The 14,849-nt window shown below is 59.6% G+C and carries 20 protein-coding genes; all 20 read left to right on the top strand.

Annotation, left to right across the window (positions count from 1 at the left end; genetic code table 11):
* The first annotated feature begins 407 nt into the window (after positions 1–407).
* The 20 genes from BW686_RS13260 (at position 408) to BW686_RS13165 (ending at position 14,842) form a co-directional block, all read left to right on the top strand.
* Positions 408–731, top strand: coding sequence for a phage holin, lambda family (locus tag BW686_RS13260; protein ID WP_084917364.1), 324 nt, complete (start codon positions 408–410; stop codon positions 729–731).
* Positions 728–1,114 (top strand): hypothetical protein, encoded by a 387-nt coding sequence (locus BW686_RS13255; protein ID WP_084917362.1) that lies wholly within the window; start codon positions 728–730, stop codon positions 1,112–1,114. The genes BW686_RS13260 and BW686_RS13255 overlap by 4 nt, the downstream gene beginning before the upstream one ends.
* Positions 1,074–1,262 (top strand): hypothetical protein, encoded by a 189-nt coding sequence (locus BW686_RS26980; protein WP_256898409.1) that lies wholly within the window; start codon positions 1,074–1,076, stop codon positions 1,260–1,262. The genes BW686_RS13255 and BW686_RS26980 overlap by 41 nt, the downstream gene beginning before the upstream one ends.
* A gap of 156 nt (positions 1,263–1,418) precedes the next feature.
* Positions 1,419–1,940 carry a terminase small subunit gene (locus tag BW686_RS13245; RefSeq protein WP_084917357.1) on the top strand — a complete coding sequence of 174 codons (522 nt, stop codon included), beginning with the start codon at positions 1,419–1,421 and terminating at the stop codon, positions 1,938–1,940.
* 43 nt (positions 1,941–1,983) lie between these two features.
* Complete coding sequence (locus BW686_RS13240) at positions 1,984–3,873, top strand: phage terminase large subunit family protein (protein WP_054984103.1); 1,890 nt, start codon at positions 1,984–1,986, stop codon at positions 3,871–3,873.
* A 10-nt stretch (positions 3,874–3,883) separates the two neighbouring features.
* Complete coding sequence (locus BW686_RS13235) at positions 3,884–4,099, top strand: hypothetical protein (RefSeq protein WP_004663043.1); 216 nt, start codon at positions 3,884–3,886, stop codon at positions 4,097–4,099.
* Between the two features lie 2 nt (positions 4,100–4,101).
* Positions 4,102–5,703 carry a phage portal protein gene (locus BW686_RS13230; protein WP_084917355.1) on the top strand — a complete coding sequence of 534 codons (1,602 nt, stop codon included), beginning with the start codon at positions 4,102–4,104 and terminating at the stop codon, positions 5,701–5,703.
* 2 nt (positions 5,704–5,705) lie between these two features.
* A complete protein-coding gene (locus BW686_RS13225) occupies positions 5,706–6,938 on the top strand; it encodes a S49 family peptidase (RefSeq protein ID WP_084917352.1) in 1,233 nt (410 codons plus the stop codon).
* Between the two features lie 13 nt (positions 6,939–6,951).
* A complete protein-coding gene (locus BW686_RS13220; RefSeq protein WP_084917350.1) occupies positions 6,952–7,302 on the top strand; it encodes a head decoration protein in 351 nt (116 codons plus the stop codon).
* A 12-nt stretch (positions 7,303–7,314) separates the two neighbouring features.
* Positions 7,315–8,343, top strand: coding sequence for a major capsid protein (locus BW686_RS13215; protein ID WP_084917347.1), 1,029 nt, complete (start codon positions 7,315–7,317; stop codon positions 8,341–8,343).
* Position 8,344: 1 nt separating this feature from the next.
* Complete coding sequence (locus BW686_RS13210; protein ID WP_084917344.1) at positions 8,345–8,566, top strand: hypothetical protein; 222 nt, start codon at positions 8,345–8,347, stop codon at positions 8,564–8,566.
* Positions 8,567–8,568: 2 nt separating this feature from the next.
* A complete protein-coding gene (locus tag BW686_RS13205; RefSeq protein ID WP_084917342.1) occupies positions 8,569–8,883 on the top strand; it encodes a head-tail joining protein in 315 nt (104 codons plus the stop codon).
* Positions 8,880–9,536 (top strand): hypothetical protein, encoded by a 657-nt coding sequence (locus tag BW686_RS13200; protein ID WP_084917340.1) that lies wholly within the window; start codon positions 8,880–8,882, stop codon positions 9,534–9,536. The genes BW686_RS13205 and BW686_RS13200 overlap by 4 nt, the downstream gene beginning before the upstream one ends.
* A complete protein-coding gene (locus BW686_RS13195) occupies positions 9,529–10,056 on the top strand; it encodes a hypothetical protein (RefSeq protein ID WP_084917337.1) in 528 nt (175 codons plus the stop codon). The genes BW686_RS13200 and BW686_RS13195 overlap by 8 nt, the downstream gene beginning before the upstream one ends.
* Complete coding sequence (locus BW686_RS13190) at positions 10,056–10,640, top strand: phage baseplate assembly protein V (RefSeq protein WP_084917335.1); 585 nt, start codon at positions 10,056–10,058, stop codon at positions 10,638–10,640. Before BW686_RS13195 ends, BW686_RS13190 begins: the two co-directional genes overlap by 1 nt.
* Before the next feature lie 42 nt (positions 10,641–10,682).
* Positions 10,683–10,961 carry a hypothetical protein gene (locus BW686_RS13185; RefSeq protein WP_024660488.1) on the top strand — a complete coding sequence of 93 codons (279 nt, stop codon included), beginning with the start codon at positions 10,683–10,685 and terminating at the stop codon, positions 10,959–10,961.
* A gap of 3 nt (positions 10,962–10,964) precedes the next feature.
* Positions 10,965–11,291, top strand: a complete 327-nt coding sequence (locus BW686_RS13180) for a GPW/gp25 family protein (protein WP_024660487.1) — start codon at positions 10,965–10,967, stop codon at positions 11,289–11,291.
* Positions 11,288–12,169, top strand: a complete 882-nt coding sequence (locus BW686_RS13175) for a baseplate assembly protein (protein ID WP_084917333.1) — start codon at positions 11,288–11,290, stop codon at positions 12,167–12,169. Before BW686_RS13180 ends, BW686_RS13175 begins: the two co-directional genes overlap by 4 nt.
* 1 nt (position 12,170) lies before the next feature.
* Positions 12,171–12,776: a phage tail protein I gene (locus BW686_RS13170; protein ID WP_084917330.1), complete on the top strand. Its 606-nt coding sequence runs from the start codon at positions 12,171–12,173 to the stop codon at positions 12,774–12,776.
* On the top strand, positions 12,773–14,842 hold the full coding sequence (locus BW686_RS13165; RefSeq protein ID WP_084917328.1) for a phage tail protein: 2,070 nt from the start codon (positions 12,773–12,775) through the stop codon (positions 14,840–14,842). Before BW686_RS13170 ends, BW686_RS13165 begins: the two co-directional genes overlap by 4 nt.
* Positions 14,843–14,849 lie beyond the last annotated feature (7 nt).

Raw genomic sequence — 14,849 nt, 5'->3', positions numbered from 1 at the left:
TGGCCTTTAGCTGCCCGCTCGAATGGCCGCTTTTGGCCGTTCTCTGCCGGTCGTCACTTCCGTATACGCTGGTCAAGTCGAATGCAAAGGTTGGTCAGCAGGAATGCCATTGACTGGTCAGTGGCTATGCATATGAGTGGTCAAGCCCATGCAGACCGTTCGTCCGAGTAGTTTGTCGCATTGTGGTCGCATTGATGTTCTATCGCGGCCACGTTTGGTCCAACCGTTAAACAGCCCTTTTCGGTTTTTCCGAACGCCGGTACAACGTAGGCACGATCTGCGCTTTGCGCCTGAATCACAGCCAGAGCACCCGCTGTGTATGCTTCACCCAGCCATCCCCAAGGCTGTCACCAACCCCGCTTCGGCGGGGTTTTTCATTTCAGCTCCCCCGGAAGGGTGGCAACCGGATGCGCAACATGCCCGACAAACCAGATACGTGGGCCAGGATCGTGGCGGCCATTTCAAATCCACTGTGGCAGGGCATGATCATGGCCATCGTCGTTTCTCTACTGCGCATCCTCTACGACGCCAAAGAAACCAGTAAGCGCCGGATCTTATTCGAAGCGCTTATCTGCGGTTCGTTGAGTCTGGTCGCGTCCAGTCTGATTGAGTGGATGACCTGGCCGCCGAGCTTATCGGTAGCTGCAGGTGGAACGATTGGCTTTCTTGGCGTTACGGCCATTCGCGAATTGGTGGCCCGTTTCATAGGCCGGAAGGTGGATTCCCTATGAAGGCTATCGCCGCTGCAATCATCATCGCGCTGGTGGGCTTGTTGCTCGTCGGCATTCAACAGTACCGGGTCGTCGCATTGCGCGGCGAAGTGGAAGTGGAAGCGACGGCCAAGAAGAAAGCGCTCGACGCCAACCTCGAAAGCGAGGCCACCATCACCACGTTGCGCGCCGAGGCCCAACGTAACGCTGCCTATCTGAAGGACTTGAATCAACGGATCAAGGCCAGCGAGAACAAAGCCAAACAGGCGAGGAAAGAATTTGAAGACCTCAAGCGCAACAGCAAGCCCGTTCGTGATTGGGCTTCTCAGCCTTTGCCTGACGGCCTGCGCGGCAAAGCCGGTGGTGGTCACAAAAACGTCAGCGGTTCGACTCGAACCCCCTGAGTTGATTCCTTGCGAACGCATCAACGCCGAGGAGGCTGACCTTCGTTCGAACGGCGACGTCTGGGAGCTGAAGGATCAGGCCATCAAGCTGCTCGACACGTGCGCCGATCAGGTCGACGCCCAGATCCTGCGCAGCCAGAGCAAGTAGTCGACGCCGCTGGGCTTCATGCCCCATCGGGGGGCGCACCAACCCCCTGTTTTTTGGGTCCTCCCTGAGGGGGGCTCCCTACACGGGTACGTGGACTCGCGGTTCTTGTGCAGCTGAGTTTTTTGCAGGGATGTCCGTCTTTCTAAAGGGTTCTGTATGGGCAGGAAAGTCAGCAAGGCCGACTTGGGTGAGATCGTTGGCCGGGACGAACGCACCCTGACCCGGTGGCAACACGACGGCATGCCGGTGGTTGAGTTTGGTCTGGGTCGTGGCAACGAAAACCAGTACGACACCGAAGCGGTGGTCCAGTGGCTGATGCAGCAGGCCTCGCTCAACGGCAAGAAAGAATCGTCCCGTGACAGGCTTGACCGGGTCCGGGCCAACCGTGAAGAGCTGGCGCTGGCCAAAGAGCTTGGGGAGGTGGTGATCGCCTCCGACATGATCCAGCGCTTCGAGGCCATGATCATGTCGGCCAAGGTCGAACTGCTTAATACATTTCCAGATGTGCTCGCCGCTGAGTTGTCAGCCCGGTACGGCATTGAGGTGGACGATCTACTGATTCGTGAGCCCATCGAGGCCATCCTGAGAAGGCTTTCGGACTATGACAATGATGCTGACTCAACTGGAGATTCTGACGAATCGCCATACCCGGAGGGCCTTGAGGAAGACGGCGAGTGAGTCCCTGCACAAGGCCTGTTTGAAGTGGGCTCCACCGCCGCGCATGAGCATCATTGAATGGGCAGACAAGTATCGCTGGCTGTCCGCTGAAGAGGCGGCTCGGCCGGGTAAATACCGGTTCGATGTGACCCCCCATCTGGTCTGGCCTGGTGGTCCGCTTGAGGCGCTGGACGATCCAAACGTTACAGAAATCGTAGGGCGCAAGTCTGCGCAGGTGGCCTGGACATCGGGCGTGCTGGGTAACGCCCTGGGTAAGTGGATCGACATCGATCCGTCTCCGATTCTGGTGCTGTTTCCCAAAGCAGAAGCGGCCAAGCAGTATGTGGGCGAGAAGCTCGAGCCCATGATTGAGGCGACACCCAGGCTTCGCAAGAAGGTCGATCTACGCAGTCGCAAGCTGCAGCAACGCCAGGACTTCAAGCGATTTCCGGGCGGCTTTCTGAAAATGGTGGGCTCCAACAGTCCGGCGAGCGTGAAGTCCACGCCGGTTCCGAGAGTCGCTGTCGAGGAGCCTGATGACTGCAACCTCAACCTGCGGGGTCAGGGGGACAGCATAAAGCTGGCCAAGGAACGATTGAAGACGTTTCGCCGCTCGAAAATCATCATCGGCGGCACCCCGACCATCAAGGGGTTGTCGGCCATTGATGCGGAGCTGGAAATCTCCGACAAGCGCGAAGGGCTCGTGCCTTGCCACGAATGCGGACAGTCGCACGCGTTGAGCTTCGACAATCTGTTCTGCGCGGACGATCCCGACTATCACCACGAGGTGTATGGCAAGAAGCGGCCGGAACATGCTTATTACGCCTGCCCACACTGCGGCTGTTCGTGGGATGACAACCAGAAAAACGCGAACCTCAAACACGGCCGTTGGGTCGCGACGGCCGAGTTTAGAGGCATTGCCGGTTACATTCTCAACGAGCTGTACGCCACCTTCTGGGGATCGCGCTTCCAGGCGCTGATGGAGAAAAAGCTTCAGGCCGAGCACGCCGCGTCCCACGGCAACATCGGGCCGATGATCGCCTTCGTCAACAGCTCCAAGGGGGAGAGTTACGAATACAAAAGCGATGCGCCCAAAACGGATGAACTGGAAAAGCGCGCCGAGCCTTACGCAGAGCTGACGGCACCCAACGGGGTGCTGCTGATTACGGTGGGCGTCGATGTTCAGGGCGACCGGCTGGCGTTGGTCGTCATCGGCTGGGGCCGGGGTGAAGAATCGTGGCGACTGTACTGGGGTGAGCTGTACGGTAATCCTATCGATCCGCATGACGCCGTTTGGCAGGAGCTGGATCGGCTGATTGCCAAGCCGGTGGCGACAGAGGGCGGAGCGCAGCTGGTCATTTCCGCCGTGAGTATCGACAGCTCGGACGGCAACACCAGCGACGCGGTCTACGGATACGTCCGGGACCGGCAGCGCTACAACATCATGGCGATCAAAGGTGCGTCGATTGACAGCCGTGATAAGGAAATCTTTACCCGGCCGTCCCCGTCGGTTGACTCCTCCCAGGACAACACCAAAGCGTCGAAATATGGCTTGCGTGTCTACATCGTCGGAACCCACAAGGCCAAGACGCTGATCGACGGCCGTCTTCGACTCACCGGCGCAGGGCCGGGGCGGATGCACTGGTACAGCGAGATCCGCTCGGACTACTACGAGCAACTCACCAATGAAGTGCTGGCCCCGCACGCGCGCAACCCCAGCAAGATGGTGTGGCAGAAGAAGGCGGGCCGCCGTAACGAAGCGCTGGACTGCGAAGTGTATGCACTGCATGCGGCCAGAAGCTTGAAGACCCATCTGTTACGCGAACATGAGTGGGATCAGCTGGAGCAACAATTGCTGCAACCCACTCTTTTCAACACCGAGCAGGCCGTCACTCCTGTGCCACGTAAAGCGAATGCTCGCGGTCGTGGCACGCGCAGCCGTGCAGGCTACTAGAGGTTCAATCATGACTGACGCACAAATGCGCCTGGAGCAAGTACGGGCGGCGATCTCTGACGTCCTCAAAAAGGGTCAGCGGCTGAAGCGAGCGGATCGCGAGATCTATCGGGCCGAGCTCGACAGTCTGCGTTTGCTGGAACAGCAATACGCCAAAGAGGTCGCGCTGGAACAAGCATCGCTGCAGGGCAGGGGGCGTAATCGCATCTCCTACATGGTGATCTGATTATGGGTTTTTTCCGCAAAGACCCTGCCGAGCTGTTGATGCGAGAGGCACTCAAGCTCGCCAAATCTGTGTCTGAAGGGTCGCCTGCCAAAGCGCAGGGTGGCGGTGGCGGGGTTGAAACCCGCTGGCGCGGTGCATCCCGTGTGCTGCGTAGCATGGCAGGCTGGATTCCGGGATTGGGCAGTGCCAGGCGCGACCTGCACCACAGCGAGCGTCGCATGCTGGTAGCCCGGTCGCGTGATGCCATGCGCAACCATCTGATCGCTCGGGCGGCTATCACCCGCCTGCGCACCAATGTGGTCGGCACCGGCCTGGTCTGCCGTGCCCAGATCGATCATGTCGCGGTGGGCATCGACGAGCAGCAGGCCGAGCAACTCAATGCCCAATTGGACAGGATCTGGTCGCTGTACGCCGATGACCCCCGCGAGTGTGATGCCGAAGCCACGCTCAACCACTACCAACTGCAGGCGCTGGTGCTCATATCGGCCATGGTTTGCGGCGATGTCCTGATCGCCAGTCCTGACGATGAACGTCCCGGCTGCATTTTCAGCACCCGATTGCAGTTGATCGAATCGGATCGTGTCTGCAATCCGGACGGGGGCATGGACCGCGCAAACATGGTTGAAGGTGTGGAGTTTGATCGGTTGGGAGCCCCCTTGGCGTATCACGTCTGCAACGGTTATCCCAATGAGTATTTGGCAGGGCAGAGCCTGGCGTGGGAGCGACTGCCTGCTTTCGGTGATGTGACCGGCAGACGTCGGGTCATGCATGTCATGTCGGACAAGGAAAGGCCAGGCCAGAAGCGAGGCGCTCCTTATCTGGCTCCGGTGCTGGAGCCGTTGCAGAAGCTGGAGCGCTACAGCAGTGCTGAGTTGATGGCGGCGGTTATCTCGGCGATGTTCACCGTGTTCATCAAAAAGAACAACGACTTCAACGTCTCCAACTTGCCCATGTCCGCCATGGGTAACGAGGGCGCGGGTGGTGATACCACCGACGATGGTGAGCTGGCATTGGGGGAGGGTGCCATTGTCGACTTGGGAATGGGCGAGGAGCCGGTGGTTGCCAATCCGGCTCGACCCAATGCCCAGTTCGACCCCTTCTTCACGGCGGTCGTGAAAGAGATCGGCGCGGCGCTCGAGCAACCGATGGAAGAGTTGCTGCTGCATTACAGCAGCAGTTACAGCGCGGCTCGCGCTGCGATGCTGCAGGCGTGGCGGTTCTACAGCGTTCGGCGCTGGTGGCTGGCCTGCGACTTCTGTCAGCCCAGCCGCGAGTTGATCATTGATGAGGCCGTGGCGAGGGGACTGATTCACCTGCCGGGTTATTCAGATCCTGCGAAGCGTAAAGCCTACTGTCAGGGGATCTGGATCGGTCCTGCGCGCGGCGCTATCGATGAGCTCAAAGAAGCCAATGCAGCCGGTAAGCGGATCGAAATCGGGGTCAGCAACGAAACCCTCGAAACGGCCGCAATGACGGGCGAGCCCTGGCAGCAGGTCTACCGCCAGCGTGTTCGCGAAGTTGAGCAGCGACGCGCAGACAACCTGCACATGTTGCCCAAAGGCGGCGTCATCGCTGACCCACCCACACCATCCAACGAGGAATAACCATGCCCCGCGCATTGGAGCTGGCTGCATCGCAGCCTTGGCTGATGCTGCCTGACGCCCTGGATAACCTGCTGACCATTGCCGACCGCATGGGCGATCCGGGTGCGTTGGAGAGCAAAACCGGTATCCGGCTGGAGAACAGCCGCACGGTCAGCGTTCGCAACGGCGTCGCCATCATCCCGGTGGTCGGTCCGGTTTTTCGCTACGCCAATCTGTTTACCGAGGTCAGTGGCGCGACCAGCACCCAGGTGCTGGCCACCGACCTGCAGTCGGCACTGGATGACCCGAACATCAAGTCCATCATCCTCAATATCGACAGCCCTGGCGGGGTGGCGGCGGGCATCAACGAGCTGGCTGATCAGATCCATGCGGGACGCGCGCGTAAGCGCATTGTGGCCTACGTCGGTGGAACGGGGGCCAGCGCTGCTTACTGGCTGGCTTCTGCGGCCAGCGAGATTGTCATCGATGAGACGGCGTTGCTCGGCAGCATCGGTGTTGTGGTGGAAGCCGTGGTCGAGGGTGAGGCCGGCAGCGGCCGCAAGCGTTACCAGATCGTCAGCCGCAACGCTCCCAACAAACGGCTCGACATGGCCACCGAAGAGGGGCGCGCCAAGGTCGGTGAAACCGTGGACGCAATGGGCGAGGTGTTTGTGGCCAAGGTCGCCCGCAACCTTGGCGTGGCATCCGACGCTGTTCCTGCAATGGGAGATTTTGGCGGCTTGCGGGTAGGTGCAGCCGCCGTTGAATCGGGCCTTGCTCACCGCCTGGGCTCACTGGAAGGACTAATTACCGAACTGGCCAAACCGGCCGCGACACAACCGAGGACATTCACTATGACCACCGTCAACTCCACCGCTCAGCTGCGCGAAGCACTGGCCGCTGGCACCGACCCAAACACCATCGAAATTGCTCAGGCCAGCCAGTCCGAACTGGAGACTGCACGTACGCAAGCCAGCACGCAGGCGGTCACCGCTGAGCGTGAGCGCATCAAGGGTATCAACGGTCTGGCCAGTAAGGGCTTTGAGGCCGAGATCACGGCGGCCATCGATTCCGGGGCCTCGGTCGAGGCAACCGCCTTGCAGTTGTTCAAGGCTGCCCAGGACCGTGGCATTTCGTTGAGCGCAATCAAAGCCGACAGCACCCGTGCGTCGACCTCTACACCCTCCGATGGCAACGCTCAGGGTGAGCGCAAAGCCGTAGTCGGAGCCATTGTCGCGGGCGCTTCGCGTCGCTGATCAGGAGAACATCATGAGTAATCCAACCCGTCAGACCTATGTCCCCAGTCATCTCTCTGCAGGCGCGTTCCCTGTGGTGATTGAGACCGGGATCATTGCGGCAGGCCAGAAGCTCAAGCGTGGTGCGGTGCTCGGTCAGGTCGACGCTTCGGGCGAGTACCTGCTCAGCGCCGCCGCTGCCGACAACGGCTCTCAGGCACCCAAGGCTGTGCTCGACCAAGACGTAGACACCACCGGCGGTGCTTTTCCAGCATCGATCCTTCTCACCGGCGAGGTGCTGGGCTCTGAGCTCATGTTGGGCGAAGGCCTGTCACTCGCCAAAGCAAAAGCAGCCCTGCGGCCGCTGTGCCTGTTCATTCGTTAATCGGAGCTTCTGATGGATATTTTCGACACCCGTACCATGCTTGAAGCCGTTGAGCAGATGCCCACGGCGCGACGTTTTCTGCTGAACACGTTCTTCAATGGCGGCAGCCCCGTGACGTTCCCCACCAAGACGGTGGACATTGATATCGTCAAAGGCCAGCGCAAAATGGCACCGTTTGTTCATCCGCGCTTGCCCGGCAGCATTTCGTTGCGTGACGGTTACCGGACTGACTCCTACGCGCCGCCGTACATCCAGCCCAAACGTGAAACGACCGCTGAGCTGGTCCTCAAACGCTCGGCAGGGGACAACCCTTTCTCCAGCCGGTCGCCGTTGGAGCGGGCAGGCCAGATGTTGGGCAAGGATCTGCGCGATCTCGATGACGAGATCATTCGTCGCGAGGAGTGGATGTGTGCCCAGGCACTGACCACCGGCAAGGTGCGGGTGCTGGGCGACGGCGTCGATGACACGATCGACTTCCTGATGGCCAACGATCACAAAATCACGCTGGGCACCGGTCAGTGGGGCACCGACAACTCTGACCCGATAGGCAACCTGCGCGCCTGGAAACGCAAAATTGCCAAAGACTCTGGCCGCACTGCCAACACTGCTGCGCTGAGCGGTGAGGCGCTTGATGCATTCCAGTCCAATCTGACTGTCATCAAGCAACTGAACACTCGCCGTGTGGACATGGGTCTGATCAAGCCGGAAGAGCTGCCGGACGGCGTCACCTATCTAGGCTACCTGAACGATCCGGGCGTCGACCTTTACGGTTATGACGAGTGGTATCTGGATGACGAGGGCGATGAGCAGCCCATGATCCCAGCAGGCGGTTTGATTCTGGGCGCGACGTCCACGCGTAACGCCATGCTTTACGGTGCGATTCAGGATCTGGAAGCCATCGAGAGCGGGCTGGTCGAAGCGGCACGCTTCCCCAAGAGCTGGACAACCCAGGAGCCGAGCGCTCGCTGGTTGAAGCTGCAGAGCGCGGCACTCGCCGGTTTGCTGGAGCCGGACGCATTCATCTACGCCAAGGTGGTGTGAGATGGCCAAAAAACCCGGCTATATCGTGGTAGACGGCTGCATTCAGGAGGGGCGCAACATCGTCCTCAGAGGCAGCCCATACACTCCGGCCAGCAAAGAGATGGAGGATGCGCTGGTGGCAGAAGGGCGTATCGCCATCAGCACGGACCCTCGGGCGCAAGAGGCTATCCAGTCTCAGGCAGCGAGCCCTGGCGATACTGATGACGCCACCGACGGTGACTGACCATGAGCTTTCGAGAACTGGCTGAGGACATGGACGCCCAGATCCTTGAATCTCTGGGCGATATCGCAACCATCGACGGGCGCGATATCGCGGGGTTTCTTTCAATCCCGTGGCTGCAACCCAAGCTCGGACGCATCAACACTGGCATCAGGGAACCGCACTTCGCGATACGCGTTCACGACGCTACTGGGGTTGCGATTGGTCAGATCGCCTCCATCGACCTGCCTGAGCAGGACGGTGGTGGTCGGTATGACCTGGTCGGCCTTGAGCCAGACGGTACAGGCTGGGTTTCTCTTATTCTGAGGCTGAAACGATGAGCATAGGCAGCTTCTACAAACAGTCGGCCAAGGACGGCATGATCACCCTGCAGCCATCTTCGGCCGATCTGGAAGCGTTCAAGGACTTTGCTGCAGCGGTTCCCAAAGCTGCGGCAGCGGCCCAGCGGCGTGCCATCAACAAGACGCTACGCTGGTTGCGCACGCACATTGCCAGGACTGTCGGGCGGCAAGAGCGCATCGCGGTCACGGCTGTCCGGCAACGTCTTCGGGCCTACCCGGTCAACGGTGGCACGATGCGGGGCAAGCTCTGGTTTGGTCTGGATGCTATTTCCGCCAGTCGTATCGGCCGTGCGCGGCAGAGCCGTACCGGCGTATCCGTTGCCGGTCGCCGTTATCAGGGCGCGTTCTTCAAAACGGTCTACGGCGGCAGTCCCGATATCTGGATCCGCACCGCGAGCAAGCACTTTGACTCAGGTGCGTATGCCGAGACAAGGCAAGGCAAACGGCGCTCCGGTTTTGTCGAAGAAAACGGCAGCCGCTTCCCGCTCGCTAAAGCCAAGGTATCGCTTGAAGAGGCGAGGCCGCATTTCGATAACTGGGTGAAACGTGCTGATGAGCGCCTGCTGGAGATCCTCAAGCAGGAATTCAATTACGAACTGCAGAAGCACCTGAAAGGAACTGCCCGTGCCTGACCAAGCGTTCAATCTTGATTCACTGTACGAAGCCATTGAACAACACATCAGGGCCTCGATTGCCGGGCTTGAGTACGTCGGCACCATGCCGGACATGCTTCAGCAGGTTGCCGTCCCGGCCGTGCTGATCGAACTGGTGGAGTTTGAGCCAGGCATTGATCAGGGCACCGGGGAAACCGCTTTGATTGCCCGGTTTGAAGCCCGAGTGATTGTTGGGTCCGAGCGCGAGCAATGCCAGCAGCAGGCCGCCTTTGCAGCCACTCAGTTGGCCGTATTGTTGAGGCTGCAAACCTGGGGCCTTGAGGTCGAGCCCGCCGAGTTCGTGAGGGCCGCTCAAGACTGGTCGCGTCCCGAGCTGGACGGCTACGCGGTCTGGGTCGTCGAGTGGACCCAAGGTATCTACCTCGGCGAAGAGGAATGGCCGTGGCCCAATGAGCCGCCTGGCACTCTGGTGTTTGCCTTCAGTCCGGACACCGGACGTGGTAACGAAGATCAGTACCAGTCGCCAGAGGATATGTGATGAGTTTCGCGTTGGCTGAACATGACCGCATGCTGGCCGGTGTGGTGAAGGATTGCTACGTCGTTGCGCTAGACCTTGCCGCGTCACCTCCGGTATGCCGCGTTTCGGATGGTGACTGGGTCAGCGCCTGGGTGCGCTGGCACAGCGTGGCGGCGGGCAAGGCGCGACACTGGCGTGCACCGACCCTTGGTGAGCAAGGCACCTTGTTTAGTGCCAGCGGTGACGTGTCGCAAGGTACGTTCATTCCGGGACTGTATGGCAATGCGGGTGCCCAGCCTGACAACCGCGATCATGTGGAAGTCTGGCGTTTCGACGACGGCGGTTCACTGATCTACGACTGGCAGGCCAGCACTTACACAATTGATCTGCCCGCCGGGACAGTGACAGTCACTGTCGGAGCCAGCTCGGCCGTTGTGACCGACGAATCTATCAGTGCGACCTCCGGAACGATCACCGCCAAGGCTGGCACTATCACGCTGGACGGAAATGTCACGATCAGCGGAACGCTCGCCGTAGTCGGTGATATCCATGGCGGCGGGCAGATTCTCGACACGGGTGGCAACACCCCGAACCACAAGCACTGACCCAGCCCGCCATGCGGGCTTTTTAATGTCTGGAGATGACCCATGGCGACCGTAAAAATCGATAAGACTTCTGGTGACCAACCGGCAGCCCCAACAGGCCAGGTCACCCCCACGGCGATATCAGCCACTGACGCCTTGCCTCATCCCGCGCCCGCTGTAGCGGTGCGGATGTATCGAGACACGCTGTTCACCTCGCGCACGCTGATTCTGCCGGATAACCGCACCCTGGCTGTCGCTAAGGGCATTGCCACGGCGCAGGCCGATGACACCGTCGCGCTGGAGTATCTGCGTGCACACCCGGACCTTGAACCGCTGGAGTAACTCATGATCGGAATGGATCGCCGTACCGGTCAGCCCGTCTCCGGCCTGGCGCACCTGCGGCAGTCCATCGAAGACATTCTGGGCACTCCCGTGGGCAGCCGCCGAATGCGCCCGGAGTACGGCAGCAAGATCCGGCGCTTTGTCGATCTGCCTGTGAACGAGGGCTGGAAAAGCGCGGTGCAGGCCGAGGTGGCCAGATCGCTAGGCCGTTGGGAACCTCGCCTGAGACTTGAGCGTGTCAGGGTGATTGCGGTCCTGAACGGCCAGGTTACCTTGGAAGTGCAGGGGACGTATCTGGGTGACAATGCGGTGTTGGAGGTGACGGCATGAGCTTGATTGAACTGTCGGCGCTGCCCGCGCCGCAAGTCCTTGAGGACCTGGACTTTGAAGAAGAGTATCAGGGGGAGCTAGCCGCCTTTCGTGAATACATGGGGGAGAACTGGAGCGCCTTGCTGGAAAGCGACCCGGTCACCAAGTTGCTCGAACTGGGGGCTTACAGGCGGCTCCAGAACAGGGCACGTGTCAACGATGCGGCGAAGTCATTGATGCTGGCCTATGCCCAGAAAGCCGATCTTGATCAGTTGGCAGCCAACGTCAATCTCAAACGTCTGCAGATCCAGGCAGCAGATCCCGTTGCAGTGCCTCCCACTGCAGCTGTCATGGAAGAAGACGATGCGCTTCGGGAACGTGTCCAGCTTGCCTACGAGGGACTGACCACGGCGGGGCCACGAAACAGCTACATCCTTCACGCACGCAACGCCTCAGGTTTGGTGGCCGACGCCACTGCGGAAAGCCCAGCCCCGGCAGTAGTCGTGGTTACAGTGCTTGCGCTGGAAGGCAGTGGTGCGGCCGATGCGGATCTGCTGGAGACGGTTCGGCTCAATCTCAGTGACGAGGATGTGCGCCCCTTGGGGGATCGCCTGATTGTTCAGAGCGCTGAGATTCTGCCTTTCCGTATCAACGCTGTCGTCCACATGGTCGGAAGCGGACCTGAAACGGAGGCCACCCTGGCTGAATGCAAAAACCGGCTGGACGCTTGGATCAATCCCCGGAGACGTTTGGGCATTGAGGTGGCTCGATCCGGCATTGATGCGCAATTACACATCAGCGGCGTCAGTCGAGTTGACCTTCAAGACTGGACGGACATCCGTCCGACCAAGGCGCAGGCAGCCTGGTGCGAAGCGTTCACCGTGACGCGGGGTAGTTGAGATGACCAGCTTGCTCCCCCTCAACAGTTCTCCGCTTGAGCGCGCCATTGAGGTTGCCACGGATGAAGTCACCACGATTCCCCTGCGCACTCTGTACAACCCACAGACCTGTCCCGCGCACTTGCTCTACCACCTTGCGTGGGCCTGGTCTGTGGACCGTTGGGATGATGGATGGTCTGAGCCGGTAAAGCGTGCAGCCATTGCCGCTTCGTTCTTCATCCATGAACGCAAAGGGACGATTGGCGCGATACGCCGAGTGGTTGAACCGCTTGGCTACCTCATCGATGTCCTGGAATGGTGGCAGACCGTACCTGAGGGAATCCCCGGTACTTTTGCGCTCAAGGTGGGTGTGCTGGACACCGGCATCACCGAGGAGATGTATCAGGAACTGACGGCCCTGATCGATGACGCCAAGCCTGTCAGCCGTCACATGCTCGAACTGGCCATCAGCCTTGAAACTACCGGCCGTTTCTACCTCGCCGCTTCGGTCTCTGAAGGCGACGAAATCGATGTTTACCCACCTGTACCGCGAGACATTGAAGTCACGGGGCATATGGGGCTGGGTGGGCGTGAAACCACTATCGATACTCTGGATGTCTTCGCATGATCGATCAGACTTCGCAATTCTTTGCCACCCTGACGAATGTCGGTGCGGCCAAGCAGGCCAATGCCGATGCCCTCGGCGTGCCTTGGAAAATAGCTCAAATGGGTGTGGGTGATGCCAATGGCACCGATCCGGTGCCCGATGCTTCACAGAAAAAACTGATCAACGAGCGCCGCCGTGCCCCGCTCAATCAGCTCAAGGTTGATCCAGCCAACAACGCGATCATCATCGCCGAGCAGGTTATCCCCGCAGAGATCGGTGGTTTCTGGATTCGTGAAATTGGCTTGTACGATACAGACGGCGACCTGGTGGCGGTCGCGAACTGCGCGCCGTCCTTCAAGCCATTGCTGGCTCAAGGTTCTGGTCGCACGCAGATCGTGCGCATTAACCTGCTGGTCAGCAATACCAGCAACGTCGAGCTGCGCATTGACCCAACCGTTGTGCTGGCCACGCGTTCCTTTGTGGACCTGCGGATTCAGGAAGAGCTTTCCAGGCTCGACAATAAACAATCGGTTCGTGCTGCCACGACCGGCCCGGTGGTCCTTGCTGGCATCCAGTCGGTCGATGGCGTTGCGCTCGCCGCAGGCGACCGGGTGCTGGTAAAAAATCAGGCCAGCGGCAAAGATAATGGTTTGTACTCGGTCGTCGCGGGTGGTGCCTGGTTACGCGTTGTTGACGCGGATGTGAGCGTGGAGGTGACACCTAACCTGATGGTTAGCGTCGAGCAGGGTGACGCGTTGTTCGACACGCTCTGGCAGTTGACCACAAACGCGCCAATTACCTTGGGTACGACTGCGCTGGCGTTCGAGCAAGTGGCAGGTCCGACTGGCGTTCTGCCCGGAACTTACAACCGGGTCACGGTCGACCGGCGCGGCCTGGTGATGGCCGGTTTCAACCCGACCACCCTGGGCGGTTACGGGATCGCTGATGCTTACAGCAAAACGGAAATTGATGCGCGGGTGGCGGCGTTGCAGCCCAAGCTCGGGTTTGTTCCCGTGCAGCAGGGCACTGGCGCGGGCCAGTTGAACAATCAGGTCAGGCTCGGCTGGTCGGGTAGCGGGCTTAAGGCGGCGGTCGACAATACCGATTTAGGCAACCTCTGGTATTCGGGCAACTTTGATCCGGCCACCAAGGCCAACGTAGGCAGCACGTTGTTTGCTTACGGCATTACCGATGCCTACACCAAGGCTGAGGTTGACCAGCGAGTGTCCGAGCGGGCTTTAAGGACAGAGGTCTATGCCAAAGCCGACGTTTACACCAAGGCTGAAACCGATGCACGGGATTCGCAACGGCCGCTGGCGGACAGCATCACGAACATCGGGCTTGCGGCCAACGACCCTGCGTCGCCCTATATGCGCCGCGCCAGTGACAACACGACGTATTTTCTTCAAACCAAGCTTGGCTTTGTTCCTGTCCAGCAAGGCACGGGTGCAGGCCAGTTAAACAACCTGATCAAGATCGGATATACGTCCGCAGGTCAGGTTAAGTTGGCGGTCGATAACACGGACTTCGGGAATCTTTGGTATTCCGGTAACTTTGATCCGTCCAAAAAAGCCAACGTCGGCAGCACGTTATTTGCTTACGGTATTACCGACGCCTATACCAAGAACGAAACAGATGCTCGAGACATGGAGCGGCCTCTAAAATCTGAGGTTTATGCCAAGGCCGATGTTTACACGAAGTCTGAAACTGACACGCGTATTTCGACACGGCCTGTAGCTGACTCAATCACGCATGTAGGCTTTGCGGCAGATAATGCAGCAGTGCCGTATATGCGTCGCGCTGCCGACGGTGCAGTTTATTACTTGGTCAGCGACCTGAACCTCGGAGCAAAAGTTGCTGCGCAGGGACTTACTGGCATTGGGCAGTATGCATTTGCGCGAGTCATCACCGCCTACGGAAATTCAATTAACCAAGGCACTTCAGTCCCCGGCTCTAACCTTCTTTTCAGTTCCACGGCTGTGGGTGATGGCACGAGCAGTAACTCCGGTGCTATCGCTATAGGTGTTTGGCGCGCCCATGGTGCTTTCAACAATACAGAGCGCACGCTCTTTCAACGAATCCAGTAGGTTTAAC

This window comes from Pseudomonas syringae (assembly GCF_002157375.1).
Classification (GTDB): Bacteria; Pseudomonadota; Gammaproteobacteria; order Pseudomonadales; family Pseudomonadaceae; genus Aquipseudomonas; species Aquipseudomonas syringae_T.
The sequence above is the reverse complement of the archived record's forward strand: the minus strand, read 5'-3'. Positions and strand labels throughout refer to the sequence as shown.